The sequence below is a fragment of the Pseudomonas sp. Leaf59 genome (assembly GCF_920984685.1).
GTDB lineage: Bacteria > Pseudomonadota > Gammaproteobacteria > Pseudomonadales > Pseudomonadaceae > Aquipseudomonas.
On record NZ_CAKLBR010000005.1, the window covers coordinates 31,383 to 56,157 of the forward strand.

A 24,775-nucleotide genomic window follows, 5' to 3' on the forward strand; every position below is an offset into this window, starting at 1 on the left:
CGCGCCCTCCTGGGGTTTAGCGTTGGTTCAGAGCACTCAGGATCGCGGCGCTTTCGGCGTCTGGCGTGCCGTCGAACAGCGACGCACGGAAGTGCATCTGAAACGCCGCGATCACATGCCGCGTGGCCACGTCCAGTTCGCCGGTCTGCGGCGTCGGGTAGCCCAACTTCGCCAACTCTTCCTGGAACCAGGTGATGCTCGGCAGCTGCGTTGCGTACTGCTGCCGGAAGCGGGCGACCGCCTGGGCGTCGGGCCACTGGCCCAGGCCTTCGTCGGCCAGACGCTTCCAGGGGAACAATGGACCAGGGTCGAGTTTGCGCAGCGGCGCGATGTCGCTGTGACCAATGATGTTCTTGGGATCGATGCCGTTGCGTTTACTGATGTCCTTGAGCAACACCACCAGGGACTTCACCTGGGCCTCTGAATAGGGGTACCACAGGCGACCGGTCGGCGTGTCCGTGTACCCGGGGTTGACGATTTCAATACCGATGGAGCTGGAGTTGAGCCACGTGCGGCCCGCCCACTGGCTTTCCCCGGCATGCCAGGCGCGCTGGCTCTCATCCACCAGCTTGTAGATGGTGGCGCTGGCGTCGTCGCCGATCAGGTAGTGGCTGCTGACCTGGCCGTGGGTGAGCAAGGCCAGCGAGCGCTCAAGGTTGGTGGAGGTGTAGTGGACGATCACGAACTGCACGCGATTGTCGTGGTTGACCGAGGGATGGTTGGTGTCAATGCGCGGACCACTGGCGCAGCCGGCGAGCAGAATGAACAGGAAGGCAAAGTACAGGGTTTTCATAGGGAGTGACGTCACGCTGAAGACGGTAATGCAACAGTGTAACGTAAGGTGTGTGACACAGCGCTCAAATCATGAAATGGAACATTTTTACGCCGCCTGCACCTGATTGCGCCCAGCGGCCTTGGCGCGATACAACGCCTCGTCGGCGCGTTTGAGCGCCACGTCGCTGCGCTCCCCCGGCTGGAACTGCGCCACGCCCATGGACAGCGTGATCGTCACCGGCTCGCCCTTGAAGTGGAAGGGGCAGGCCTCGATGGCCGACCGCAGCACTTCGCCCACAGCCAGCGCCTGAGTGAGTGAAGTGTCGGGCATCAGCAACACAAACTCTTCGCCGCCAAAGCGCGCAATAAAGTCGCGGCCATGCAGGTGCTTGCGCAGCACGTTGGCGATGATCTTCAACACCTTGTCGCCGGCCAGATGGCCGTAGCCGTCGTTGACGCGCTTGAAGTGATCCAGGTCCAGCATCGCCAGCGACAGGCTGTTGCCGCGCTGATGCCAGGCGTTGACCTCGTGGTCCAGACGCTCGCTCCACGCTGCGCGGTTGGGCAGGCGGGTCAGCGGGTCAATCAACGCCTTCTGACGCTGTACCTCCATATGTTCGCGATAGCCCAGCGCTTCCTGCTCCATGTGGGCGACGCGTTCGGCCAGCCCCTGGAGCCGCGCTGCCACTTCCTCTTCGCGCTGGTCCCGTTGCTGGCGGTGCTCGTCCATGGTGCCGAGCAAGCCTTCGATATGGCTTTCCAATACCTGCTTGAGGCTGTCCAGGTCGGCCGCTTCCTGCACGCTGCTTTGCAAGCCGTCGACCTGTTCGCGTATCTGCGTGTCAAGCTGGCGGGCGGCGGAGCGGCTGTCGAGGTGGTCATCGCTGGCCACCTGCAGATGGCCCTGGAACGCTTCAAGACGCTCGTTGAGGTGCTTGAGATAAGCCTCGAACTCATGCTGGCCGCTGTCGGTGACCGCCAGCATCAGCACCGCCAGGTCATCGAGAATCGGCAGCAGCTCGTACCAGTTCAAGCCATTGGCCAGGCGCTCGCGCATGGCTTCGGCCTGGGGCCGGTGGCGCTCTGGGAGGCTCAGGTCTTCCAGCAGGCCGAGCAAGGTGCTTTCGATATGCCGGGCCACGGAGCTGTAGGAAGGCTCCGGCGAGTCGGGCAGGGCATAGCCGCTTTCCCCGGGCTGCTCGTCGGCTTCTTCGTCCTCAAGAACGGGCGGCAGCGACAGGCTGCCGATGCTGGTCTCCTCCGGTGTATCAACCAGCACTTCGGGGGTTTCAATAAAGGCCGCGAGCGCGCTTTCGTTGGGCGGCTCTTCGGCTTCAGGTTCGGGTTCAGGATCAGCGGCAGGTTCGGCGACGGCGGTTTCTGCAAGTGCCGCTTCGACCTTGGGTTGTGCGGCGACTTCAACCGCAGGCGCTGCTGTCAGCGATTGCGGCAATGGCGCAGGGGTCGGCAAGACTTGGGGTGGCGGTTCGGCAGGTGCAGCGGCCTGCTCTTCAGTCACAGGCTCTGGAGCAACCGGTTTTGACGTCGGCTTTACCGGAGGCTCATCGGCCACCGTTTCGGGCGCGACCTCCTTGGCGCTCCCGAACAAGCGTTGCAGCAAACCTGGACCAGGCCGTGGAGTTTCGCCGTCAGCCTCCAGATTATTCAACGCCTGCCCCTGCAGGCTGCTCAATTCGCTGAGCAGCAGCGGAATCTCACGAGCCTGGCCCACGCGACTGTCCAGTTGCTTGGCGAAGGCTTTGAGCGGGCGCGCCACCTCGCGCGGCAGTGGCAATTGCTGCAGCTGGGCGACCAGGGCGGTGAGCGCGGTGCTGATCTGGTCGACACGGGTCTCGCGGCGCTGCTCTGAATCGAGCACGGCTTTTTCCAGGCGCGGCAGCAAGGCGGCGAGGGCGGCGTCCATGTCGTCGGTGCGCACCACATCGCGCATTTCCTTCATGCATTGGTCGACGGCGCGGTCGGTGCCTTCAGCGGCCAGCGTACTGCGCACCAGGCCCCGGCGCAGCAGGTCGAGGCGGGCGGCCCAACGGCGTTCGAGCTTGTCCTGCTGCTCGATGCTTAACAGGTATTTTTCTTTCCAGCGCTCGGCGTCGTCGCTCATGCAAGGGGTCCGCGAGGGCTGGTGCTCAACGCGGGCAATGCATCAACCGTGAGCGAACCCGGCAGACGAATCTCTACCGCGACGGGCAGGTGATCGGAAATGGGCTGCGCCAGGACCTGCACACTTTCCAGCGTGAGGGTCGGGCTGAGCAGGATATGGTCCAGGCAGCGCTGCGGGCGCCAGCTGGGAAACGTCGCTTCGACCTGCGGCGCCAGTAGCCCGAGGTCACGCAACGGTGAATTCAGAAGCAGGTCGTTGGCGTGGGTGTTCATGTCCCCCATCAACACCTGGTGCTTGTAGTTGCCGATCAGCTCGCGCACGTAGGCCAGTTGCAGGTTGCGCGTCCGCCCGCCGAGGGCAAGGTGCATCATCACCACTACCAGCGCTTCCGGGCCTTCGCCGAATCGCACGAGGATTGCGCCGCGCCCCTTCGGGCCTGGAAGCGGGTGATCCTCGATGGCCGTCGGCTTCAGGCGGCTGAGCACACCATTGCTGTGCTGCGCCAGACGCCCGAGGTTTCGATTGAGTTGCTGGTACCAGTAGGGGAAGCCGCCGAGCTGGGCCAGGTGTTCCACCTGGTTGATATAGCCCGAGCGCAGACTGCCGCCGTCAGCTTCCTGCAACGCGACCAGATCAAAGTCATTGAGCAGGGTGCCGATCTTCTGCAGGTTACCGGTGCGCCCTTTGTGGGGCAGCAGGTGCTGCCAGCCACGGGTCAGGTAGTGCCGATACTTCTCGGTACTGTTGCCCACCTGGATATTGAAGCTGAGCAAGCGCAGACGGCTGTCCGCCGGCAGGCCCGTTGACTCCAGGTGATGTTCATTGACCTGCGGTTCGTGCAGGCCAATGCCACGTTCGGTTCCCCAGCGGCGCATGACGAGCCCCTTACTTGGCTGCACGCTCTTTGGCGATCAGTTGGTCAGCGACATTGAGGGTCGCTTCAGGACCACCAGTGGAGCCCAGGTCGAAACGGTATTTGCCGTTGACGATCATGGTAGGCACGCCTTGCACCCCGTACTTCTGCGCGAGTTCCTTGGCCTGCTTGATCTGGCCCTTGATGGCGAAGGAGTTGAAGGTAGCGAGGAATTTTTCTTTGTCGACACCCTGGGTGGCCACGAAGTCAGCCATTTCGTCCGGCTTGGTCAGACGCTTGCCTTCCTTCTGGATGGCGTTGAATACGGCGTTATGCACCTTGTGCTCGACACCCATGGCTTCCAGGGTCAGGAACAATTGGCCGTGGGCATCCCAAGGGCCGCCGAACATGGCCGGGATGCGTTTGAAGTTCACGTCTTTGGGCAGTTTCTCGACCCAGGGATTGATGGTCGGTTCAAATGCGTAGCAATGCGGGCAGCCATACCAGAACAGCTCCACCACCTCGATCTTGCCTGGTACCGAAACCGGCACCGGGTTAGCCAGCTCGACGTAGGTTTTACCCGCTTCAAGCGGCACATCGGCGGCCTGTGCGGTCATGCCGAAAAGACTGGCAGTGACGAGAGCGGCGCTGAGGATCAGATTACGCATGCTTTACTCCTGGACAAATAAAGTCGCCTCACGCGACCTTTAGTTGTGACAGGTCTACGCGGACATGAGTTCGTTAGTGTAACGGCAGCGGCCACAAAAAAGGGCGGCCCGGGCCACCCTTTTTATGCTTGCATCGCGGGATTAATCGAGTGTTAACGTCGCGGCCCATCAGTGCAGACCCTCGATGTAACTGGAGAGGGCCGCAATGTCCTCATCGCTGAGCTTGCGGGCGATGGTGCGCATGGTCATCGCCTCGCCATCGTTGGCCCGGCCTGCGTCTTCCTTGCGAAAATCAGTCAGTTGTTTGGCGGTGTACTGCGCGTACTGACCGCTCAACTGCGGAAAGCCCGCAGCAGCATTGCCCGTGCCATCGGGCGCGTGGCAACCGGTGCAGGCCGGCAGGCCCTTGCTCAGGTCACCGCCGCGGAACAGCTTTTCGCCACGGGCGACCAGCTTGGGGTCAGCGGCGCCCACGCTGCCTTTCTGGGCGGCAAAGTATGCCGCGAGGTCGGCCATGTCCTGGTCGCTGGAGTTGGCCAGCAAGCCGGTCATTTCCAGCACCGTACGCTTGCCGTCCTTGATATCGTGCATCTGCTTGGCCAGGTAGCGCTCGCCCTGACCTGCCAACTTGGGAAAATTCGGCACCGGGCTGTTGCCATCGGGACCGTGGCAGGCCCCACATACGGCAATTTTGGTCTGGCCCGCCTTGGCGTCACCCGCAGCCTGGGCAACACCGGTGATGCCCAGGGCCAACAGCAGACTTACGATCAGTTTATTCATCAGCTAATCCAACTACTCATCCAACTGCGGCCAGAAGTTTTAAACGTTATCTACCGGGTTTACTCATCATCAACGGATCGACGACCTGGTGATCTCCAGCCTTGCGGCCCTGCATAAAACCACGCGCGGTATTGCCTTTGAACACAAACTCGGTTGTACAGCGCCTGGGGTTCCTGTGTAGCCTGAGCGCCATGAAAGCACACACAAAATCTGCGGCATCATATACTCGCGTTACTTAAACGGAAACGACACCGCTTGCCGCCCCCTTTTTCGGCACCGCTCACATCGGAAATCTCATGCAACTCAAGAATCCCATCCTCGGTCTGTGCCAACAGTCCACCTTCATGCTCAGCGCCGCCAAAGTGGACCAATGCCCCGATGACGAAGGCTTTGAAGTCGCCTTTGCCGGCCGCTCCAACGCTGGCAAGTCCAGCGCACTGAACACCCTGACCCACGCCAGCCTGGCGCGCACCTCGAAGACCCCGGGTCGCACGCAACTGCTCAACTTCTTCAAGCTGGACGACGAGCGTCGCCTGGTCGACCTGCCAGGCTACGGTTACGCGAAAGTACCCATCCCGCTGAAGCTGCACTGGCAGCGTCACCTGGAGGCCTATCTGGGTGGCCGCGAGAGTTTGAAAGGGTTGATCCTGATGATGGACATCCGTCATCCAATGACCGACTTCGACCTGCTGATGCTCGACTGGGCTGTCGCCAGCGGCATGCCGATGCATATCCTGCTGACGAAGGCCGACAAGCTCACCTACGGCGCGGCCAAGAACACCTTGCTCAAGGTGCAGGCCGAAATCCGCAAGGGCTGGGGTGACACCATCACCATCCAGCTGTTCTCGGCGCCAAAGCGCATGGGCCTGGAAGACGCCTACACCGTGCTGGCCGGCTGGATGGAATTGGCAGACAAGGGCGCAGAAATCGCCGAATAGCTTTTCTGCAGGCAAAAAAAACCCCGGACTTCGTATGGGGAGGGGAAGTTCGGGGTTCAAGTTCCGGACCGCTAGGGCGGAGTCCGGATATCTGCCAACACTTAACACAACATAGGAGCTTTGAAGGGCTTCACCACCCATTCAGAGACTCTGAGTAGCAATTCACAGGTTAAGTTCCGGCCCGCCCGAAAAACTGTGAAATACCTGAAGGCTATTTCCCACGTCAAACGCTGTGCCACCGCCCGTTGCCGGTGGCGAACGCCCGCCGTCAGTGCGCTTCGTCCCAGTTGTTGCCCACACCCACTTCCACCAGCAGGGGCACGTCCAGTTGCGCGGCAGCGCTCATGTGCTCACGAATCCTCTCGCTGACTTCGGCGACCAGATCCTCACGCACCTCCAGCACCAATTCATCGTGTACCTGCAGAATCACCTTGGCATCCAGACCCGAGTCGGTCAGCCAGTTATCCACGCGCACCATGGCTTTCTTGATGATATCGGCGGCGGTGCCCTGCATCGGCGCGTTGATCGCCGTGCGCTCGGCGGCGGCGCGTTCCTGGGGTCTGTTGGAATTGATATCCGGCACATACAGGCGGCGGCCGAAGAAAGTTTCCACGTAGCCCTGGTCGGCAGCCTGGGCGCGGGTGCGCTCCATGTACTCGCGGACCCCGGGATAGCGGGCGAAATACACGTCGATATAGGCCTTGGCGGTCTTGGTATCAACGCCAATGTCCTTGCCCAGCTTCTGCGCGCCCATGCCATAGATCAGGCCGAAGTTGATCGCCTTGGCACTGCGGCGCTGGTCGGAGGTGACCTCGCCCAACTCCACTTTGAACACCTCGGCCGCAGTGGCGGTGTGCACATCCAGATTGTGACGGAAGGCATTCATCAAGCCTTCGTCCCTGGACAGGTGCGCCATGATGCGCAGCTCGATCTGCGAATAGTCCGCTGCCAGCAGCTTGTAACCTTTGGGCGCGACAAACGCCTGGCGGATGCGCCGCCCCTCAGCGGTGCGCACCGGGATGTTCTGCAGGTTCGGGTCGCTGGAAGACAGGCGCCCGGTCGCGGTCACCGCCTGGTGATAAGACGTGTGGATACGCCCGGTGCGCGGGTTGATCTGTTCCGGCAGGCGGTCGGTATAGGTGCTTTTGAGCTTGCTCATGCTGCGGTACTGCATCAGCACCTTGGGCAGCGGATAGTCATCCTCGGCCAGTTTGGCCAGCACTTCTTCCGCCGTCGAGGCCTGCCCCTTGCCGGTCTTTTTCAGCACCGGCATGCCGAGCTTGTCGTAGAGAATCGAGCCGAGCTGTTTGGGAGAACCCAGGTTGAATTCCTCACCGGCGATCTCGAATGCCTGGCGCTCCAGTTCGACCATCTTGTGGCCCAATTCGATGCTCTGGATACCCAGCAACTCCTTGTCCACCAGCGCGCCCTGACGCTCGATGCGCGCCAGCACCGGTACCAACGGAATTTCGATATCCGACAGCACGCTGGCCAGGCTCGGGATCGCGGCCAATTGCGCGTGCAGCGCCTGGTGCAGACGCAAGGTCACGTCGGCATCTTCGGCTGCGTACGGGCCGGCCTGTTCCAGTGCGATCTGGTCAAAGGTCAGTTGCTTGGCGCCCTTACCGGCGATGTCCTGGAAACTGACGGTGTCGTAGTCCAGGTACTTCTTCGCCAGGCTGTCCATGTCGTGCCGGGTGACGGTGGCATTGAGCACATAGGACTCAAGCATGGTGTCGAAAGCAATGCCGCGCACGGTGATGCCTTGCGCCGGGTCGCCGCCGATGGCGCAGTTGGCGAGGATGTTCATGTCGAACTTGGCGTGCTGGCCGACCTTGAGTTTGGCCGGGTCTTCCAGCAGCGGTTTCAAGGCAAGCAGCACGGTGTCACGGTCCAGTTGGTCCGGCACGCCGATGTAGGAGTGGGTCAGCGGGATGTAGGCCGCTTCATGGGACTGCACGGCGAAGGACACCCCGACCAATTGCGCTTTTTGCGCGTCGATGCCGGTGGTTTCGGTGTCGAACGCGAACAACGGTGCATCCTGGAGCTTCTTCAACCATAGCTCGAAGGTCGGCTGGTCGAGGATAGTGGTGTAGGCCGTTTCCAGGGGAGCCGTGGGTGCAGCCTCGACCACCTCGACCGCCACGGGCGCCGCGCTCAGCTCGACGCGCTTGGCATCGCGCTGAATCTCGTCGTACCAGCTCTTGAACTCGAGCAGGGTGTACAGCTCAAGCAGCTTTTCACGGTCCGGTTCGATCAGGTGCAGGTCGTCCAGGCCGATATCCAGCGGCACATCGATCTTGATCGTGGCCAACCGGTACGACAGGAACGCCATCTCGCGGTGCTCTTCCAGCTTGGCGCGCAGGGTCTTGGCGCCGCGAATCGGCAGGCTCGGCACAATGTCCAACTGCTCATAAAGCTCTTTGAGGCCGCCATTGACGCCCACCAACAAGCCGGAGGCAGTCTTGGGACCAATGCCCGGCACGCCGGGAATGTTGTCGGACGAATCGCCCATCAATGCCAGATAATCGATGATCTGCTCCGGAGCGACGCCGAATTTCTCCTTCACGCCCTCTACGTCCATCGCGCTACCGGTCATGGTGTTGACCAGGGTAATGTGCCCGTCGACCAACTGCGCCATGTCCTTGTCACCGGTGGAAATCACCACCGGCCGGCTGGCGGCCGCGCTGCTGCGGGCGAGGGTGCCGATCACGTCATCGGCTTCGACGCCTTCGACGCACAGCAACGGAAAGCCCAGAGCGATCACACTCTGGTGCAGCGGCTCGATCTGCAGACGCATGTCATCGGGCATGCTCGGACGATTGGCCTTGTAATCGGCATACATGTCATCGCGAAAAGTCCCACCCTTGGCGTCGAAAACCACCGCGAACGGGCTGTCCGGGTACTGCCGGCGCAGACTCTTGAGCATGTTCAGCACGCCCTTGACCGCGCCGGTCGGCAGGCCTTTGGAGGTGGTCAGCGGTGGCAGTGCATGGAAGGCGCGGTACAGATAAGAAGAACCGTCCACCAGGACGAGGGGCGCTTGGCTCATGAGCAGGATCAACCTTTTCGGCGGGTCAGGCGCTAGAATAGCCGGACCAATGAAAACAAAGGGACAAGGTTATCATGCGTACATTCAATCGCCTGCTGTTGACTGGCCTGATTGCACTCGCTCCGATGGCTGCCATGGCGGCAGACGATGCGCCGTCGGCCGACCCGGAAGTGACCATTCGCACGGAAGGCGACAAGACCATCCAGGAGTACCGCCAGAATGGCTTTCTGTATGCGATCAAGGTCACGCCCAAAGGTGCACCGCCGTATTTCCTGGTGCGCGCGGACGGAACCGACGCGAACTTCATCCGCTCTGACCAGCCGGATATGCTGATTCCGTCATGGAAGATCTTCGAATGGAAATGATTTCCCCACTTTAATCGACGCTGCAATTCGCAGCGTCCGTAACGGCAGTTTACCCATGTCTGTGTTTACCCCCCTGGCTCGGCCCGAGCTGGAAACCTTTCTCGCGCCCTACGGGCTCGGCCGCCTGATCGACTTCCAGGGGATTGCCGCTGGTAGCGAAAACACCAATTTCTTCATCAGCCTGGATCAGGGCGAGTTCGTCCTGACCCTGGTTGAGCGCGGCCCTGTGGCAGAAATGCCGTTTTTCATCGAGCTGCTCGACGTACTGCACGACGCCGACCTGCCGGTGCCCTACGCGCTGCGCACCACCGACGGCGTCGCCTTGCGCGAGCTGGCCGGCAAACCGGCGCTGCTGCAACCGCGCCTGGCCGGCAAGCACATCACGCACGCCAATGCGCAGCATTGCGCCCAGGTCGGCGAACTGCTCGGCCATCTGCACCAGGCCACCCAGGGCGACAAGGTGCTGGAACGCAAGACCGACCGCGGGCTGGACTGGATGCTCAGTGAAGGTGCACAGATTGTTTCGCACTTGAACGCCGCGCAGCAAAGCCTGTTGCAGGACGCGCTGGCCGAGATCCAGGCGCACAAGGCCGACATCCTGGCCCTGCCGCGGGCCAACCTCCATGGCGACCTGTTCCGCGACAACGCGATGTTCGAAGGCACCCACCTGACCGGCCTGATCGACTTCTACAACGCCTGCTCCGGGCCGATGCTGTATGACGTCGCGATTGCGCTGAATGACTGGTGCTCGAACGCAGAAGGCGCAATCGATGGGCCGCGGGCCCGTGCGTTGCTGGGCGCCTACGCGGGGCTACGACCGTTTACCGCGAAGGAAGCCGAACTGTGGCCGACGATGCTGCGGGTGGCGTGCGTACGGTTCTGGCTGTCGCGCCTGATTGCTGCTGAGTCGTTTGCCGGGCAGGATGTGCTGATTCACGATCCAGCGGAGTTCGAACACCGCCTGGCGCAACGCCAGCGGGTCAGCGTCCACCTGCCGTTCGCCCTCTGAAGCCTTACCGGATCAAAAAATGTGGGAGAGGACTTGCTCTCGATAGCGGCGTATCAGGCAACTTATGCATGCCTGGCACACTGTCATCGGGAGCAAGCCCCCTCTCACACTTGATCTTCGCTTGGTCTTAGAGCGACTCCAGGCAGCCCGCCAGGTCGTTACCCAGCTTGTCCAGCACTTGCTCGTAGCCATTAGCGGTGGCCGGTGTATAACCGCCCAGCGCATCCAGCTCCGCCAGTTTTACCGGCAGACCTGCCACCAGGGTTTCAGCCAGACGCGGGCGCAGCGGCGGCTCGCTGAACACACAGGTCTTGCCCACTTCCTGCAGACGCGTGCGCATTGCCGCGACATGCTGGGCGCCCGGTTGCACTTCGGCGGCAACGCTGAACACGCCGGCATGCTTGAGCCCGTAAGCCTCTTCGAAGTAATCGAAGGCTTCGTGGAACACAAAATAAGGTTTGCCGGCGATCCCTGCCAGGCGCTTTTTCAGGCGCGCATCCAGTGCGTCCAGACGCTCGTCGAAAGCCTTCACGTTGCTCTCATAACGGCCGGCGTTCTGCGGGTCGGCGGCACTCAGGTCCGCCGCCATGCGCGCTGCGATCACTCGCGCATTGACCGTGGACAGCCACACGTGCGCATCCAGGCTGCCCGGACGGTGATCGTGGTCATGCTCGTCGGCATCGTCGGCGTGAGAGTGGCTATCTTCGGCGAAGCGACGCAGTTTCATGCCAGGCAGGTCCTGCACCGCCACCGTTGGCGCGCTGCGACCCTTGAGCACGCGCGGCAGGAAGCTCTCCATGTCCGGACCGATCCAATACAGCAGGTCCACCGACTGCACGCGCCGTACGTCGGATGGGCGCAACGCGAAGTTATGCGGCGACGCACCCGGCGGCAACAACACCTCGGGGACCGCCACGCCGTCCTGCACAGCGGCGGCAATCAGCTGCAACGGCTTGATGCTGGTCAGCACCTTGACCTCGGCCTGAGCGGCCCCCGCAACGAAAAAACTGGCGATAAATATGACAAAAACTGGAAAAAGTCGGGACACGATGACCACTCAATGGCGTAGGAACGGGTAACATAATAACGTCTCTATCAAATGTCTGTCGCCGCTCATGCCTAAAACACCGCTTGCCAGCCGTCCCCACGACCATTCTCACTGCGTGCACACCGCGCTGGCGGAAGCCGACACCCTGTGTGCGCAAAAGGGTTTGCGCCTGACCGCCCTGCGTCGCCGCGTGCTGGAACTGGTGTGGCAAAGCCACAAACCGCTGGGCGCCTACGACATTCTCGGCGTGCTCAGCGAACAGGACGGCCGTCGCGCCGCGCCGCCTACCGTGTATCGCGCGCTGGATTTCCTGCTGGAAAACGGCCTGGTGCACCGCATCGCCTCGCTCAACGCCTTCGTCGGCTGCAACCACCCCGAACACGCGCACCAGGGCCAGTTCCTGATCTGCCGCGAGTGCCACGCCGCCATCGAGCTTGAACAAAAAAGCATCAGCGACGCGATCATCAAGAGTTCTGCCGAGGTGGGCTTTCAGGTCGAAGGGCAAACGGTCGAAGTGGTCGGCCTGTGCTCGGGCTGCCAGGGGGCTTGATGAGCAACGCGTTAATCCGCCTGGAGCAGGTCGGGGTCACGTTCGCCGGGCAAACCGTGCTGGATAACATCGCCCTGAGTGTCCAGCCACGGCAGATCGTCACCCTGATCGGCCCCAACGGCGCCGGCAAGACCACCCTGGTGCGCGCCGTGCTCGGCCTGCTCAAGCCCGACACCGGTAGCGTGTGGCGCAAGCCCAAGCTTCGCGTGGGCTACATGCCGCAAAAATTGCACGTCGATCCGACCTTGCCGTTATCCGTGCTGCGCTTTTTGCGCCTGGTGCCCGGCGTTGACCGCGCCCGCGCCAAGGCGGCGCTCAAGGAAGTCGGCGCCGAGCAGGTGATCGACAGCCCGGTGCAAAGCATCTCCGGCGGCGAAATGCAGCGCGTGCTGCTGGCCCGCGCCCTGCTGCGCGAGCCCGAACTGCTGGTGCTCGATGAGCCCGTGCAAGGCGTCGACGTGGCCGGTCAGGCCGAGCTGTACAGCCTGATCACCCGCCTGCGCGACCGCCATGGCTGCGGCGTGCTGATGGTGTCCCACGACCTGCACCTGGTGATGAGCACCACCGACCAGGTGGTGTGCCTCAACCGCCACGTGTGCTGCTCCGGCCACCCGGAACAGGTCAGCGGCGACCCGGCCTTTGTCGAGCTGTTCGGCAAGAACGCGCAGAGCCTGGCGATCTATCACCACCATCACGACCACGCCCACGACCTGCATGGCGCCGTGGTCGACGACCCTTCTGCACCCCACGTGCATGTTCACGGAGATAGCTGCAAGCATGGCTGATTTTCTGCTCTACGCCCTGCTGGCAGGCTTGGCTCTGGCATTGGTGGCGGGCCCGCTGGGCTCGTTCGTGGTGTGGCGGCGCATGGCGTATTTTGGCGACACCTTGTCCCACGCCGCCCTACTCGGCGTGGCCATGGGCTTTTTGCTGGATGTGAGCCCGACCATCGCCGTCACCGTGGGCTGCCTGCTGCTGGCGGTGCTGCTGGTGACCCTGCAACAGCGCCAGCCGCTGGCCTCCGACACCCTGCTGGGCATCCTGGCGCCGAGCACCTTGTCCCTGGGCCTGGTGGTGCTGAGCTTCATGCATGAAGTGCGCATCGACCTGATGGCCTACCTGTTCGGCGACCTGTTGGCGATCAGCCCGACCGACCTTGCGTGGATCCTCGGCGGCAGCGCTGCCGTGCTGATGCTCCTGGTGACGCTGTGGCGCCCGCTGCTGGCGATTACCGTGCACGAGGAGCTGGCCAAGGTCGAAGGCTTGCCGGTGCCGGCCCTGCGCATGGCCCTGATGTTGTTGATCGCGGTGGTGATTGCTGTCGCGATGAAGATTGTCGGCGTATTGTTGATCACGTCGCTGCTGATCATTCCCGCCGCCGCCGCCCAGCGCCACGCCCGCTCTCCGGAGCAGATGGCAATCGGCGCCAGCCTGTTGGGGATGCTTGCCGTCTGTGGGGGCCTGGCGTTGTCCTGGTTCAAGGACACGCCGGCCGGGCCATCGATTGTGGTCGCGGCCGCGGCCCTGTTTCTGCTGAGTTTTGTCCTGCCCCGTCGAGGGGTGTAGACTTGCTCGCTTTTTGCGCAATTAGAGAGTCGCAGGAATGAAGCCGTTCACCTCCCGTTATCTGCTCCTTGCCGCATTTTCCCTGCTGCTGGGCGCCTGTCAAAGCACACCGCCCGCCGCCCTCGCGACGCCGGACGCTCGCGCTGCGGCCATCGCGCAGCTGGAGCAAAACCTGGCCAGCAGCGAGCTGGCAACCGCCGAGGACCAACTGGCGGCCTTGCAGGCACAAACACCCAATGACCCGGCGCTGGAGGCTTACCAACGCCAGTTGGCCGAAGCCTACCTGCAGCGCAGCCAGATCGTCCTGCAAAAGGGCGACGTCAACGCTGCCGCCACCGCCCTGAGCCGTGCCCGTGCGCTGATGCCCAAGGCGCCGGCCCTCACCGGCGGCGTCAACAGTGCGATCAGCCATGCGCGCAAAGCCGAGCTGGACAAAGCCGAGGCCGCCTTGAAAGCCGCCGAAGCCAAGCCGCCCGCCAAGGTCATCGACCCGGCGGCGCCCAGCACTACGGTGGCGTTGAACCTCACCGATATCGAAGCCCTGCGCCATCAACTGGATGCGATTGCCACCGATGTGGTGAATTACCAGTGCGACGTGAGCATCCAGGCGCCGCGCACCGAGGATTACCCGTGGCTGGCCACATTACTGACCAAACGGGTGAAGCGGATTGATTCGGGGTATGAGCTGAAGATCCACCGCCAGATCCTGAAACACATTCCGGCGCAGGTTGTGCTGATTCCGCGCAAGGCGGACTAACGCAAATCGGGAGCAAGCCCCCTCCCACCCCTGGAACGCATTCCAGGGGTGGGAGGGGGCTTGCTCCCGATTGCGGTTTAAGAAACAACCAATAAGTTAAGCCGGAATTGCCTTGGCCTTGGCCTCACGATCCCAGACCCGATGCTCGGCAATCGCCGCAAAGAACGCCTTGAACGCCTTCGCATCCGCGCCCACGATCAGCCCCTCGTCCGCCTCCAGCTTCAGCAGATCCAACAGCGGCTTCACGTCACTGGCGACCGCAATCGCCTTCAGGTGCTTGTACGCCTCCAACACATAGTGCAGCGCCACACCGTCACCGCTCAGCGCGTCCACCGAAGCTTTACCGCCCGGGATAAACACCGCGTCAAAGGCAATCGACGGCATGCCTTCCATCGACGCATCCACCGGCAGCGCCTTGCCATCTGCCGTCGTCACCGGCGCCGAAGTCGGCCCCAGCAACTTGGCGTGGGCACCTTCTGCCTCCAGCGCTTTTTTCATTGCATCAATCGCTGCGCCGTCCACGCCATTGGCCGCCAGAATCGCCACTTTGCGCGTCTTGATATCACCCGATAGCAGGTTCACCTGGCTCAAGGCCGGCGATTTTTTAACCGAGGTCTCACGCACAGGCACGGTGCCTTTGGCCGGCGCCGGCAGGCCCAGGTTCTGCGCAACGCGCTTGGCCAGTTCCAGGTCGATGTTGGCGAGGATCTCGTTGACCTGACGGGCACGGATGTACTCGCGCTCGACCTTGCCCAACTCGAAGCTGTAGGCCGCGATGATGTGCTCTTTCTCGTGGTGGCTCATGCTGTTGAAAAACAGTGTGGCCTGGGAGAAGTGATCGCCGAACGACTCGCTGCGCTCACGCACCTTGTTGGCGTCAACACGCTCGTAATAGGTTTCGAAACCGCCGTCAGTCGGGCCTGCCGGTGTTTCTTTCGGCCAGCCACCGTCGATGGAGTTCGGCTCGTAGGCGGCGCGGCCCTTGTCGATCACGGTGCGGTGCTGCGCGTCGCGCTGGCCATTATGGAACGGCGCAACCGGACGGTTGATCGGGATCTCGTGAAAGTTCGGCCCGCCCAGTCGGCTGATCTGCGTATCCGTGTAGGAAAACAGACGGCCTTGCAGCAGCGGGTCGTTGGTGAAATCGATACCCGGCACGATGTGGCCTGGGCAGAACGCAACCTGCTCGACCTCGGCGAAGAAGTTGTCCGGGTTGCGGTTAAGCACCATCTTGCCGAGCGGGGTGATCGGCACCAGCTCTTCGGGGATGATCTTGGTCGGGTCAAGCAGGTCGAAGTCGAAGTTATGCTCGTCTTCTTCTGCAACGATCTGAACGCCCAGCTCCCACTCAGGGTAGTCGCCGCTCTCAATCGCTTCCCACAGGTCGCGACGGTGGTAGTCGGTGTCTTTACCGGCCAACTTCTGCGCTTCGTCCCACACCAGGGAGCAGGTGCCAACCTTTGGCCGCCAGTGAAACTTGACGAAGCTCGACTTGCCTTCGGTGTTGATCAAACGGAAGGTGTGCACGCCAAAACCCTGCATGGCACGCAGGCTTTTTGGAATGGCACGGTCGGACATGGCCCAGATCACCATGTGCGCCGATTCCGGTTGCAGCGACACGAAGTCCCAAAAGGTATCGTGGGCCGAACCGCCAGTAGGAATCTCGTTGTGCGGCTCAGGTTTTACGGCATGCACAAAGTCAGGAAATTTGATCGCGTCCTGAATGAAAAACACCGGCATGTTGTTGCCCACCAAATCGAAGTTGCCTTCCTCGGTGAAGAACTTCACGGCAAAACCACGCACGTCACGCACCGTATCGCCGGAGCCGCGCGGGCCCTGCACGGTGGAGAAGCGCGCGAATACCGGCGTTTTATGCTCCGGCATACGCAGGAAACCAGCCTTGCTAAGCGCAGAGTGGTCTTCGTAAGTCTGGAAGTAACCATGGGCGCCGGTACCACGGGCATGCACGATGCGCTCTGGAATGCGCTCATGGTCAAAGTGCGTGATCTTTTCACGCATGATGAAATCTTCGAGCAGCGAGGGGCCGCGAGCGCCCACCTTCAAGCTGTTCTGGTTGTCGGAAATTTTCACGCCCTGGTTGGTGCGCAGCGCCTGGCCGGTCGCGTCGGAACGGAATTCTTCCAGGGCCTGCAATTTGGCGTTGGTGTTGCCACGGTCAAGGGTATCGGTGCCCGCGAGTTCACTCTTCGGCGGGGTGGCTGGCTTCTTGTTACTCATCAGTCAAAACTCCTTATTCAAAGTGGCCAGAGCGTTCCCCGGCTCTTTTGAGCAAAACCCCAGGCACGGCACCTGGGAAATCGAGTTGCTTAAGTAGTGACTGATGAGGTTTTGGGCCGTTCCTTTTTTATGACCTTTGATCGCGTTATTGCCAAATCGCTGGTTGAATGCGAAATAAATGCTAAGAAAGACTATACGGACAGGCTAAAATGCGCGCCCGGCTAACCGCTGATCCCTTTTCCATGCGCCCCACAAGGTTCGCTACGTGATCGAGTTTCAAAACGTCCATAAAACCTACCGCGTCGCCGGTAGGGATATCCCCGCCCTGCACCCCACCAGCCTGCGCGTCGAAAACGGCCAGGTGTTCGGCCTCATCGGCCATTCGGGTGCGGGTAAAAGTACGCTGCTGCGCCTGATCAACCGCCTCGAAGAACCGAGTGGCGGGCAGATCACGGTCGACGGCGAAGAAGTCACCGCACTGGATGCCAACGGCCTGCGCCGCTTCCGTCAGCAGGTCGGGATGATTTTCCAGCACTTCAACCTGCTGGCGTCCAAGACCGTCGCCGACAACGTGGCACTGCCGCTGACCCTGGCCGGCGAGTTGTCGCGCAAGGCCATCGACCTGCGCGTGGCCGAGTTGCTTGCCCGCGTGGGCCTGTCGGACCACGCCAAAAAATACCCGGCGCAGCTGTCCGGCGGCCAGAAACAGCGCGTCGGCATCGCCCGCGCCCTGGCGACCAAGCCAAAAATTCTGCTGTGCGACGAAGCCACCAGCGCCCTCGACCCGCAAACCACGGCGTCGGTTTTGCAACTGCTGGCCGAGATCAACCGCGAGCTGAAGCTGACCATCGTGCTGATCACCCATGAAATGGACGTGATCCGGCGCGTGTGCGACCAGGTGGCCGTAATGGACGCCGGCGTCATCGTCGAACAAGGCTCGGTGGCCGAGGTGTTCCTGCACCCCAAGCACCCGACCACCAAGCGTTTCGTGCAGGAAGCCGACCAGATCGACGAAAGCGAGCAGCGCGATGATTTCGCCCACGTGCCAGGCCGCATCGTACGCCTCACATTCCAGGGCGAAGCGACCTACGCGCCATTGCTGGGCACCGTCGCCCGCGAAACGGGGGTGGACTACAGCATCCTCGCCGGTCGGATCGACCGCATCAAAGATATCCCTTACGGGCAACTGACCCTGGCCGTCACCGGCGGTGACATGGACGCGGCATTTGCGCGATTTACCGCAGCCGATGTCCATATGGAGGTGCTGCGCTGATGGACGTTTTCCTGAGTTTCTTCGCCAATATCGACTGGTCCGAGATCTGGCTCGCCACGGGCGACACCATGACCATGCTGTTCGGTTCGCTGTTCTTTACCGTGCTGCTGGGCCTGCCGCTGGGCGTGCTGCTGTTCCTGACCAGCCCGCGTCAGCTGTTCGAGCAGAAAGGCCTGTACGCACTGCTGTCGCTGATCGTGAACATGCTGCGCTCGCTGCCCTTCATCATTTTGTTGATCGTGATGATTCCGTTCACCGTGTTGATCACGGGCACGTCCCTGGGCGTGGCGGGTGCGATCCCGCCGCTGGTGGTCGGTGCCACGCCGTTCTTCGCGCGGCTGGTGGAAACCGCCCTGCGTGAAGTGGACCGCGGCATCATCGAAGCCACCCAGTCCATGGGCGCCAGCACTCGCCAGATCATCACCAACGCATTGCTGCCCGAGGCACGGCCCGGCATCTTTGCAGCGATTACGGTGACGGCGATTACACTGGTGTCCTACACGGCCATGGCCGGTGTGGTCGGGGCCGGTGGCCTGGGTGACCTGGCGATCCGTTTTGGTTACCAGCGCTTCCAGACCGACGTGATGGTGGTCACCGTGGTAATGCTGTTGATTCTGGTGCAAATCCTGCAAACCGTCGGCGATCGACTGGTGGTGCATTTTTCTCGAAAATAACGGCCATTGCCGGCCAGAAGCCGGCAATTAACCGAACAAGGAGCTTGCTGCATGAAAAAACTACTGGTCGCTTTTGCCGCCGTTGCGGCGTTTTCCGCCCACGCCGAAACCCTCACCGTTGCAGCCTCGCCGGTGCCGCACGCGGAAATCCTCGAGTTCGTGAAGCCTGCCCTGGCCAAAGAAGGCGTGGACCTGCAGGTCAAGGTCTTCACCGACTACGTGCAGCCCAACGTGCAGGTGGCAGAAAAACGCCTGGACGCCAACTTCTTCCAGCACCAGCCGTACCTGGATGAGTTCAACAAGGCCAAGGGCACTCACCTGGTGAGCGTTGGCGGCGTGCACCTGGAACCTCTGGGCGCGTACTCCAGCAAGTACAAGAAGCTCGACGAGCTGCCGGACGGCGCCAACGTGGTCATCCCCAACGACGCCACCAACGGCGGCCGCGCCCTGTTGCTGCTGGCCAAAAACGGCCTGATTACCCTGAAGGACCCGACCAACATCCTGTCGACCATCAAGGACATCACCGGCAACCCGAAAAACCTGAAATTCCGCGAACTCGAAGCCGCCACCCTGCCGCGCGTGCTGACCCAGGTTGACCTGGCGCTGATCAACACCAACTACGCCCTGGAAGCCAAGCTTGACCCTTCCAAGGACGCGCTGGTGATCGAAGGCAGCGACTCGCCTTACGTGAACATCCTGGTGACCCGCGAAGACAACAAGGACTCGGACGCCGTGAAGAAGCTGGTAGCCGCCTTGCACACCCCTGAAGTGAAGCAATTCATCGAAGAGAAATACAAGGGTGCGATCAAGCCAGCGTTCTGATTCGTCCGTAAATCTGCGACCTCCAACCTGATGGAGGTCAAAAAAGTGGGAGGGGGCTCGCTCCCGATAGCAGCGCTTCAGTCAACTGATAGGTCGACTGACTCACCGCTATCGGCAGCAAGCCCCCTCCCACTTTTTTTGTGCCGGCCTTACTTGCGCAGCAATAACCCCGGCAACTGTGCCACCAGCTTCTGGTTGTTCAACGGCGCGCGGATAAACCCGCGCTGGGTGCCGTCCGGCCCGATAATCGCGAGGTTGCCACTGTGGTCGACGGTGTAGTTGGGCTTGCTGGTGTCAGCTGGTATGAAGGGGATGCTCACGGCATTCGACATCTTCTGCACATCATCCACAGTCGCACCGGTCAGGCCGCGGAACTGCGGATCGAAGTAACCCAAATACTGCTTGAGCTGCGCCGGAGTGTCGCGATGCGGGTCGACACTGACCAGAATCACCTGCAACTTATCCACAGCCTCCTTGGGCAACTCACTCTTGATTTGGCGTAACTGGGCGAGGGTAGTGGGGCAGATGTCCGGGCAGAAGGTGTAGCCGAAGAACAGCAGGCTCCACTTGCCTTTCAACTCGTTGATCACCACCGGCTGGCCGTTCTGATCTTGCAGGGTCACTGGCGGCAGTGGGCGGCTTTGCGGCAGCAGGATGATGCCTGCGTCGATCAACGCCACAGAGTCAACCTGACCCCTTCCCGAGATCGCCTTGTTAACGATGAGGCCCAGGATCAACGCCACCAGGGCAATCAGCATGAAGACAGTTTTTTGAGTTCGAGTCATAGGGTCAACAGTAGGAGTGGTTTATGAGCAGGGCGATAAACGACAGCAACAGGTGCCGGAGTGTAAAGCAGGAGAAGCAGCTGGGTGTAATGCTGCTTCAGGTTATGTAGTACGTATCATGATTGAGCATGTATTGGCCTCCGTTATGGAGGGGGCAAACAGTAGCTAGCCCTCGCCACGCAGGGCTACGGGCGATGAGTGAGCAGTGATATCGAACAACGTGTAAGCCAGCGTTATATGCGTCACATCCCGGGGCATGTCGCGGTCGACGATGAAACGTACCGGCATTTCTATGCGCTCGCCGGGTTGCAGCACTTGCTGGGTGAAACAGAAGCACTCGGTCTTGTGGAAGTACGGCGCGGCTTGCGCCGGGGAAATGCTCGGCACCGCCTGGGCGGTCATGGGTTTGTCGGTGGGGTTGTAGGCCACGAACAGCATCTCGCTGACGGCGCCTGGATGGACCACGACCTCACTGGCCTTGGCATGAAAATCCCACGCCATATTGGCGGCATTGGTGGACTGAAACTGCACCCGCACCTGGCGCATCGAGTCCACCACTTGCGACCCCTCGTATTGCCCGGTGGTCCCGTCGTTGAGGCCGAACGCGCTGGACAGCGCATCGTAGATGGGCACCAGAGCAAAGCTGAAAGCGAACATCGCCACCGCGAGGATCAGCACGCGCGCAATAAACCGTTTGAGCGGAACAGATTCAGCCATAACACCCACCCAGTATCCGCAAGGGCCACACAGTCGAGGACACCGTCGAGTATAGGCAGCGTTCGTAAACTCGTGATGTAGCCGGGAAAATCAGTGAAAAACGATCAGTCCCACCCGATAAAGTCAGGAGCGGAAACGTTTTTGCGACTAAAATTTGCGCTGGGATATAGCGCACGCGCATAACCATGAAGTAATTATGACAAATGCATCTTAGGCGCTCGGATAAACGGGCTAACTTCTCCTCTTTCCTACACCTGCTTGACTGGAGCCACCATGAACACCGCCGCATTGCGCGAGCAGATTTCCCGTGCCCATCACCACGAAGCCAGCACGGGCCAACTGGCCCTGCAACTGGAAAAACAATTGCCGCACCTGCATTCGGCCATTTCCCTGGCTGAAAGTGATCGCAACGGGGTCATGACACGCTTCGTCACGGCCTACATCGACCTCGTCCCGGACCTGCTGGACGCCGCCAATGACGTGGCCCGCGCAGCCGGTATCGAAAGCCAGATCAAACCGGTACTGAAGATCGCCGAGCATTTTTTCCTGCAGCCACCGTCAATCCTCGCCGGGCACGAGGGCCTGGAAAGTTTGCTCGATGAGGCCTACCTGGCGCATCGCCTGGTGGAAGAAGTAAACGATCTGTATATCAAGCATTTCGGTCAGCCGTTGATACCGGCGGATACCACCGTGGCCAACCTGATTGCCCACCAATTGATCGGCGAAGCCTTCGCCAACCAGTTGGACGAGGCGGTACACCTGGCGGTGGATGAAATGCTCAACGAAGAGAGTTTTGCGCTGGAGTCGGTAGAGCGCTACCGGGAAAAGCTGAGAAGCCCGAACACCGAAGCTGCGTGGAAGCGCTGGCCGTGCCTTTCACGGCAGTTGGGCGTTGAACTGGCATTGGATCAGCCTGCCTGATCTGCACAGCCAAAAGATCAAATGCGGGAGGGCGCAAACGCCTTCTTAGCAAACAAAAATAACGTGTTGATGTTAAAGCCTGAAATTTCACACTGCCCATGAGCAGTCAACCACCCCCTTGTGGCGAGCGGGCTTGCCCTAATGCCGTTCAGTTAAGCGCAGATTCCCTGTGGCGAGCAGGCTTGTCCTGCGTTGGGCTGCGCAGCAGCCCCAAAGCCAGGCGCTGAGCCGTATCAGGTACACCGCGTTTTGCTCGATTGGGGGCGCTTCGCACCCCAACGCGGGGCAAGCCCGCTCGCCACAATAAGCCCACACATTTTCCTTAACTGAGCGGCATTAGGGCTTGCCACAACAAGCCCGCTCACCTTGGCGGAGCCTCCCGGGTATTCAAGCCGGGGCGGATCCAATCCCGGTTGTGGTCCTTATCCGCCCTTCCAGGCGGCGCTTCAGCCCCCGCGCCTCAATCACCAGCTTCGAGCCCTTCGCCGCATTTGCGCGGCCCCATTCCTCCAGCAACTCCAGGCATGCATGGTCGATATAGCTCAGGTTATTGAGCGGCACATGCACGGTGGTCCCCGCCGGTACCGTCGACAGCACCTGGGTCAGCGCCGGTACCTTCAGGAAGGTCGCCGCACCGGTCAGGCGCAGTTCCATCTCGGCGTCCTGCGGCAGGTCGATCAGGCTGACTTTCAAGCGTGAGGCCTTGAACGCGAGCTTGAGCAATGTCAGACCGAAGCCCACCAGCACGCCCGTCAGCAAGTCGGTGAAAATGATCGCCAGGGCCGTGGCCGCGTAGGTGAACATCGGCATCCGCCCATAGCGCCCCAACGCCTTGAACGCCTTGATGTCCACCAGCTTGATCCCGGTGTATACCAGCACGCCGGCCAAGCTCGCCACGGGAATACTTTGCAGCACGCTCGACAGCAGCAGCACGAAGCCCAGCAGCCACAGGCCATGGAACATCGCCGACAGCCGCGTGGTGGCGCCGGCCTGGACGTTGGCCGAGCTGCGCACAATCACGCCGGTCATCGGCAGGGCGCCGACCAGACCGCAGAGCATGTTGCCTACACCTTGAGCAGACAATTCCTTGTCGAAGTCCGAGCGCTGCCCACTGTGCATACGGTCAACCGCGGCGGCGGACAGCAGGGTCTCAGCGCTGGCGATGAACGCCACGGCGAACGCCGCGATCAACAGCTGCGGATCGGCCAGGTTGAGCAGGTCGCTGGGACGTAGCCAATCGATGGCGTCCGCCAGGTTTTCCGGTACTTCCACGCGCTTGACCTGCAACGCCAGCACCAGGCTGGTCACGGTCGCCAGGCCCACACCGAGCAGAGCGCCGGGCACAAAGCGCAGTTTCTGCGGGCGCAATTTGTCCCACAGGTACATCACCAGCATGGTCGACAGCCCCAGCAGACCGGCCTGCCAGCCAAGGCCGCCGCCCAGCGTCGGGATCGCTTCGACCAGCGCCGCCGGGAGGCCCGTGAGGTTGTCCAGCCCGGAAGGCTTGGGCGCACCGTCGAGCATCACATGCACCTGCGACAGCACAATCAATACGCCGATACCCGCGAGCATGCCGTACACCACTGCAGGCGCCGTCACGCGGAACCAGCAGCCCAGGCGCAAACGTCCGGCCACCAATTGCAGGAAGCCCGCCAGCAGCAGAATCGGCCCGAGCATCAGCATGCCGTGCTGACGCACCAGCTCGAACACCAACACCGCAAGGCCCGCCGCCGGGCCGCTGACCTGCAGCGGCGACCCCGCCAGCCAGCCCACCACCAACCCGCCGATGATCCCGGTGATCAGGCCCTTGGCCGGCGGCATGCCGGACGCGATCGCGATCCCCATGCACAGGGGCAGGGCGACCAGAAACACAACCACGGAAGCGAGCAGCTCCCGTGGCAATACAGCTTTCAATTGAGCAGCACGCATGATGACTCTCCCGAGGCATTCGCCGGGCGCGGTAAAGCCTGGCTGCATCCATGGCAGCCACCGCTTTACCCGGCAGGGAAGTGTGTTAGAAGCGCGCTTTAGGCGTCGCGGACGGAATCGGACCTTCACCGCCCAACGGTCGGAATGCCGACTGATCCGCGTCGTAGGCGCGGATCTCGCTGGTCTCGATGTTGTAGATCCAGCCGTGGATAAACAATTGGCCATTGGCCATGCGCGAAGCCACGGACGGGTGGGTGCGCAAATGCTGCAACTGGGCGATGACGTTTTCTTCGGTCAGCACCTGCATGCTTTCGCCTTCATTGGCGCAGTCGCAGTTGTCATGGACCATGGTCTTGGCGACCTCGGCATGCCGCAGCCAGGCCTTGACCGTCGGCATCTTCTCCAGGCTCTGGGGGTTGAGCACTGCGCGCATGGCGCCGCAGTCGGAGTGGCCGCACACGATGATGTGCTGCACACCCAGGGCGAGTACCGCGTACTCGATGGCGGTGGATACGCCGCCGTTCATCTGGCCATAGGGCGGAACCACGTTGCCGACGTTACGGGTCACGAACAGGTCGCCAGGAGAGCTTTGGGTAATCAGCTCGGGCACGATGCGCGAATCGGCACAGGTAATGAACATCGCACGTGGGCTCTGGGCCGTGGCGAGTTTCTTGAACAATTCTTCCTGCTGGGGGAAGACGTCGTGATGGAAATGCAAAAAACCATCAACGATGTGCTGCAGCGCTGCATCGGCGGACTCCGCCACTTGAGGGGCTGAAGCCGACGCAGCCAACGGCTGTTTATCGTTATCACTCATGATTCATCCTCATACTTTATGCAGGGGCAGGGTTCAGCTCAGTTCGACGCCAGAGCCGTGAAATAGTTGTGCAATTGCCACAAACCAGGTCACCGACTCATTGGTCACTCGCTGAAC

The 24,775-nt window shown here is 61.5% G+C and carries 23 protein-coding genes; 11 read left to right on the forward strand and 12 right to left on the reverse strand.

All coding sequences use genetic code 11. The features are described 5' to 3' along the window. Positions 1–16: 16 nt before the first annotated feature. From LUB09_RS07055 to LUB09_RS07075, 5 genes are all read right to left on the reverse strand, one after another. Positions 17–793: an N-acetylmuramoyl-L-alanine amidase gene (locus LUB09_RS07055; protein WP_209986884.1), complete on the reverse strand. Its 777-nt coding sequence runs from the start codon at positions 791–793 to the stop codon at positions 17–19. An 87-nt stretch (positions 794–880) separates the two neighbouring features. Continuing rightward, a complete protein-coding gene (locus LUB09_RS07060; RefSeq protein ID WP_209986881.1) occupies positions 881–2,896 on the reverse strand; it encodes a GGDEF domain-containing protein in 2,016 nt (671 codons plus the stop codon). After that, positions 2,893–3,771, reverse strand: coding sequence for an endonuclease/exonuclease/phosphatase family protein (locus tag LUB09_RS07065; protein ID WP_209986876.1), 879 nt, complete (start codon positions 3,769–3,771; stop codon positions 2,893–2,895). The genes LUB09_RS07060 and LUB09_RS07065 overlap by 4 nt, the downstream gene beginning before the upstream one ends. A gap of 10 nt (positions 3,772–3,781) precedes the next feature. Beyond that, complete coding sequence (gene dsbA / locus LUB09_RS07070) at positions 3,782–4,417, reverse strand: thiol:disulfide interchange protein DsbA (RefSeq protein ID WP_231422163.1); 636 nt, start codon at positions 4,415–4,417, stop codon at positions 3,782–3,784. 168 nt (positions 4,418–4,585) lie between these two features. Further along, entirely contained in the window at positions 4,586–5,197 is a 612-nt protein-coding gene (locus tag LUB09_RS07075) for a c-type cytochrome (RefSeq protein WP_231422165.1), read from the reverse strand. A 296-nt stretch (positions 5,198–5,493) separates the two neighbouring features. Here LUB09_RS07075 and yihA point away from each other — a divergent pair, with 296 nt between their 5' ends. Beyond that, positions 5,494–6,135 carry a ribosome biogenesis GTP-binding protein YihA/YsxC gene (gene yihA / locus LUB09_RS07080; RefSeq protein ID WP_015373414.1) on the forward strand — a complete coding sequence of 214 codons (642 nt, stop codon included), beginning with the start codon at positions 5,494–5,496 and terminating at the stop codon, positions 6,133–6,135. Between the two features lie 268 nt (positions 6,136–6,403). Here the strand turns inward: yihA and polA are convergent, their stop codons facing one another. Beyond that, positions 6,404–9,187: a DNA polymerase I gene (polA, locus tag LUB09_RS07085; protein ID WP_209986865.1), complete on the reverse strand. Its 2,784-nt coding sequence runs from the start codon at positions 9,185–9,187 to the stop codon at positions 6,404–6,406. A gap of 74 nt (positions 9,188–9,261) precedes the next feature. Here polA and LUB09_RS07090 point away from each other — a divergent pair, with 74 nt between their 5' ends. Next, entirely contained in the window at positions 9,262–9,552 is a 291-nt protein-coding gene (locus LUB09_RS07090; protein ID WP_003187366.1) for a DUF2782 domain-containing protein, read from the forward strand. Between the two features lie 55 nt (positions 9,553–9,607). After that, entirely contained in the window at positions 9,608–10,561 is a 954-nt protein-coding gene (locus LUB09_RS07095) for a homoserine kinase (protein ID WP_231422167.1), read from the forward strand. Positions 10,562–10,688: 127 nt separating this feature from the next. Here the strand turns inward: LUB09_RS07095 and LUB09_RS07100 are convergent, their stop codons facing one another. Then, on the reverse strand, positions 10,689–11,618 hold the full coding sequence (locus tag LUB09_RS07100; protein WP_231422169.1) for a zinc ABC transporter substrate-binding protein: 930 nt from the start codon (positions 11,616–11,618) through the stop codon (positions 10,689–10,691). A gap of 58 nt (positions 11,619–11,676) precedes the next feature. On the opposite strand from LUB09_RS07100, the gene zur reads away from it, so the two are divergent. Genes zur through LUB09_RS07120 form a run of 4 tightly spaced genes read left to right on the forward strand, consistent with a single transcriptional unit; the run spans position 11,677 to position 14,482 of the window. Then, on the forward strand, positions 11,677–12,159 hold the full coding sequence (gene zur, locus LUB09_RS07105; RefSeq protein WP_003233728.1) for a zinc uptake transcriptional repressor Zur: 483 nt from the start codon (positions 11,677–11,679) through the stop codon (positions 12,157–12,159). Next, on the forward strand, positions 12,159–12,944 hold the full coding sequence (gene znuC, locus LUB09_RS07110) for a zinc ABC transporter ATP-binding protein ZnuC (protein ID WP_231422171.1): 786 nt from the start codon (positions 12,159–12,161) through the stop codon (positions 12,942–12,944). The genes zur and znuC overlap by 1 nt, the downstream gene beginning before the upstream one ends. Beyond that, positions 12,937–13,725 carry a zinc ABC transporter permease subunit ZnuB gene (gene znuB, locus LUB09_RS07115; protein ID WP_209986854.1) on the forward strand — a complete coding sequence of 263 codons (789 nt, stop codon included), beginning with the start codon at positions 12,937–12,939 and terminating at the stop codon, positions 13,723–13,725. Before znuC ends, znuB begins: the two co-directional genes overlap by 8 nt. Positions 13,726–13,762: 37 nt before the next feature. Then, positions 13,763–14,482, forward strand: a complete 720-nt coding sequence (locus LUB09_RS07120) for a PA5502 family lipoprotein (protein WP_209986852.1) — start codon at positions 13,763–13,765, stop codon at positions 14,480–14,482. A gap of 96 nt (positions 14,483–14,578) precedes the next feature. Here LUB09_RS07120 and katE read toward each other — a convergent pair whose 3' ends face one another. Further along, positions 14,579–16,720 carry a catalase HPII gene (katE, locus tag LUB09_RS07125; RefSeq protein WP_231422173.1) on the reverse strand — a complete coding sequence of 714 codons (2,142 nt, stop codon included), beginning with the start codon at positions 16,718–16,720 and terminating at the stop codon, positions 14,579–14,581. A gap of 265 nt (positions 16,721–16,985) precedes the next feature. Between katE and LUB09_RS07130 the strand changes: the two genes are divergently transcribed. The 3 genes from LUB09_RS07130 to LUB09_RS07140 are packed head-to-tail and all read left to right on the forward strand — an operon-like array spanning position 16,986 to position 19,489. Then, the gene (locus LUB09_RS07130) at positions 16,986–17,993 is read left to right on the forward strand and encodes a methionine ABC transporter ATP-binding protein (RefSeq protein WP_057006188.1); all 1,008 of its coding nucleotides are present in this window, start codon (positions 16,986–16,988) and stop codon (positions 17,991–17,993) included. After that, positions 17,993–18,667: a methionine ABC transporter permease gene (locus LUB09_RS07135; protein WP_209986847.1), complete on the forward strand. Its 675-nt coding sequence runs from the start codon at positions 17,993–17,995 to the stop codon at positions 18,665–18,667. Before LUB09_RS07130 ends, LUB09_RS07135 begins: the two co-directional genes overlap by 1 nt. A 51-nt stretch (positions 18,668–18,718) precedes the next feature. Continuing rightward, positions 18,719–19,489 carry a MetQ/NlpA family ABC transporter substrate-binding protein gene (locus tag LUB09_RS07140; RefSeq protein WP_057006190.1) on the forward strand — a complete coding sequence of 257 codons (771 nt, stop codon included), beginning with the start codon at positions 18,719–18,721 and terminating at the stop codon, positions 19,487–19,489. A 149-nt stretch (positions 19,490–19,638) separates the two neighbouring features. Here the strand turns inward: LUB09_RS07140 and LUB09_RS07145 are convergent, their stop codons facing one another. Further along, positions 19,639–20,274 (reverse strand): SCO family protein, encoded by a 636-nt coding sequence (locus LUB09_RS07145; RefSeq protein WP_231422175.1) that lies wholly within the window; start codon positions 20,272–20,274, stop codon positions 19,639–19,641. A 165-nt stretch (positions 20,275–20,439) separates the two neighbouring features. Then, positions 20,440–20,991 carry a cytochrome c oxidase assembly protein gene (locus LUB09_RS07150; protein WP_231422177.1) on the reverse strand — a complete coding sequence of 184 codons (552 nt, stop codon included), beginning with the start codon at positions 20,989–20,991 and terminating at the stop codon, positions 20,440–20,442. 273 nt (positions 20,992–21,264) lie between these two features. Between LUB09_RS07150 and LUB09_RS07155 the strand changes: the two genes are divergently transcribed. Continuing rightward, the gene (locus LUB09_RS07155; RefSeq protein WP_231422179.1) at positions 21,265–21,912 is read left to right on the forward strand and encodes a hypothetical protein; all 648 of its coding nucleotides are present in this window, start codon (positions 21,265–21,267) and stop codon (positions 21,910–21,912) included. 387 nt (positions 21,913–22,299) lie between these two features. On the opposite strand, the gene LUB09_RS07160 is transcribed toward LUB09_RS07155, so the two are convergent. Together LUB09_RS07160 and LUB09_RS07165 are read right to left on the reverse strand one after the other, a co-directional pair. Next, complete coding sequence (locus LUB09_RS07160) at positions 22,300–23,841, reverse strand: SulP family inorganic anion transporter (RefSeq protein ID WP_231422181.1); 1,542 nt, start codon at positions 23,839–23,841, stop codon at positions 22,300–22,302. A gap of 85 nt (positions 23,842–23,926) precedes the next feature. Beyond that, positions 23,927–24,658 carry a carbonic anhydrase gene (locus LUB09_RS07165; protein ID WP_003233703.1) on the reverse strand — a complete coding sequence of 244 codons (732 nt, stop codon included), beginning with the start codon at positions 24,656–24,658 and terminating at the stop codon, positions 23,927–23,929. Positions 24,659–24,775: the final 117 nt, after the last annotated feature.

What these genes read in the sequence shown, in the direction of transcription:
- LUB09_RS07055 (WP_209986884.1), bottom strand. Translation starts at nt 793, where the DNA reads ATGAAAACCCTGTACTTTGCCTTCCTGTTCATTCTGCTCGCCGGCTGC.
- LUB09_RS07060 (WP_209986881.1), bottom strand. Translation starts at nt 2,896, where the DNA reads ATGAGCGACGACGCCGAGCGCTGGAAAGAAAAATACCTGTTAAGCATC.
- LUB09_RS07065 (WP_209986876.1), bottom strand. Translation starts at nt 3,771, where the DNA reads ATGCGCCGCTGGGGAACCGAACGTGGCATTGGCCTGCACGAACCGCAG.
- dsbA (WP_231422163.1), bottom strand. Translation starts at nt 4,417, where the DNA reads ATGCGTAATCTGATCCTCAGCGCCGCTCTCGTCACTGCCAGTCTTTTC.
- LUB09_RS07075 (WP_231422165.1), bottom strand. Translation starts at nt 5,197, where the DNA reads ATGAATAAACTGATCGTAAGTCTGCTGTTGGCCCTGGGCATCACCGGT.
- yihA (WP_015373414.1), top strand. Translation starts at nt 5,494, where the DNA reads ATGCAACTCAAGAATCCCATCCTCGGTCTGTGCCAACAGTCCACCTTC.
- polA (WP_209986865.1), bottom strand. Translation starts at nt 9,187, where the DNA reads ATGAGCCAAGCGCCCCTCGTCCTGGTGGACGGTTCTTCTTATCTGTAC.
- LUB09_RS07090 (WP_003187366.1), top strand. Translation starts at nt 9,262, where the DNA reads ATGCGTACATTCAATCGCCTGCTGTTGACTGGCCTGATTGCACTCGCT.
- LUB09_RS07095 (WP_231422167.1), top strand. Translation starts at nt 9,608, where the DNA reads ATGTCTGTGTTTACCCCCCTGGCTCGGCCCGAGCTGGAAACCTTTCTC.
- zur (WP_003233728.1), top strand. Translation starts at nt 11,677, where the DNA reads ATGCCTAAAACACCGCTTGCCAGCCGTCCCCACGACCATTCTCACTGC.
- znuC (WP_231422171.1), top strand. Translation starts at nt 12,159, where the DNA reads ATGAGCAACGCGTTAATCCGCCTGGAGCAGGTCGGGGTCACGTTCGCC.
- znuB (WP_209986854.1), top strand. Translation starts at nt 12,937, where the DNA reads ATGGCTGATTTTCTGCTCTACGCCCTGCTGGCAGGCTTGGCTCTGGCA.
- LUB09_RS07120 (WP_209986852.1), top strand. Translation starts at nt 13,763, where the DNA reads ATGAAGCCGTTCACCTCCCGTTATCTGCTCCTTGCCGCATTTTCCCTG.
- katE (WP_231422173.1), bottom strand. Translation starts at nt 16,720, where the DNA reads ATGAGTAACAAGAAGCCAGCCACCCCGCCGAAGAGTGAACTCGCGGGC.
- LUB09_RS07135 (WP_209986847.1), top strand. Translation starts at nt 17,993, where the DNA reads ATGGACGTTTTCCTGAGTTTCTTCGCCAATATCGACTGGTCCGAGATC.
- LUB09_RS07140 (WP_057006190.1), top strand. Translation starts at nt 18,719, where the DNA reads ATGAAAAAACTACTGGTCGCTTTTGCCGCCGTTGCGGCGTTTTCCGCC.
- LUB09_RS07145 (WP_231422175.1), bottom strand. Translation starts at nt 20,274, where the DNA reads ATGACTCGAACTCAAAAAACTGTCTTCATGCTGATTGCCCTGGTGGCG.
- LUB09_RS07150 (WP_231422177.1), bottom strand. Translation starts at nt 20,991, where the DNA reads ATGGCTGAATCTGTTCCGCTCAAACGGTTTATTGCGCGCGTGCTGATC.
- LUB09_RS07155 (WP_231422179.1), top strand. Translation starts at nt 21,265, where the DNA reads ATGAACACCGCCGCATTGCGCGAGCAGATTTCCCGTGCCCATCACCAC.
- LUB09_RS07160 (WP_231422181.1), bottom strand. Translation starts at nt 23,841, where the DNA reads ATGCGTGCTGCTCAATTGAAAGCTGTATTGCCACGGGAGCTGCTCGCT.
- LUB09_RS07165 (WP_003233703.1), bottom strand. Translation starts at nt 24,658, where the DNA reads ATGAGTGATAACGATAAACAGCCGTTGGCTGCGTCGGCTTCAGCCCCT.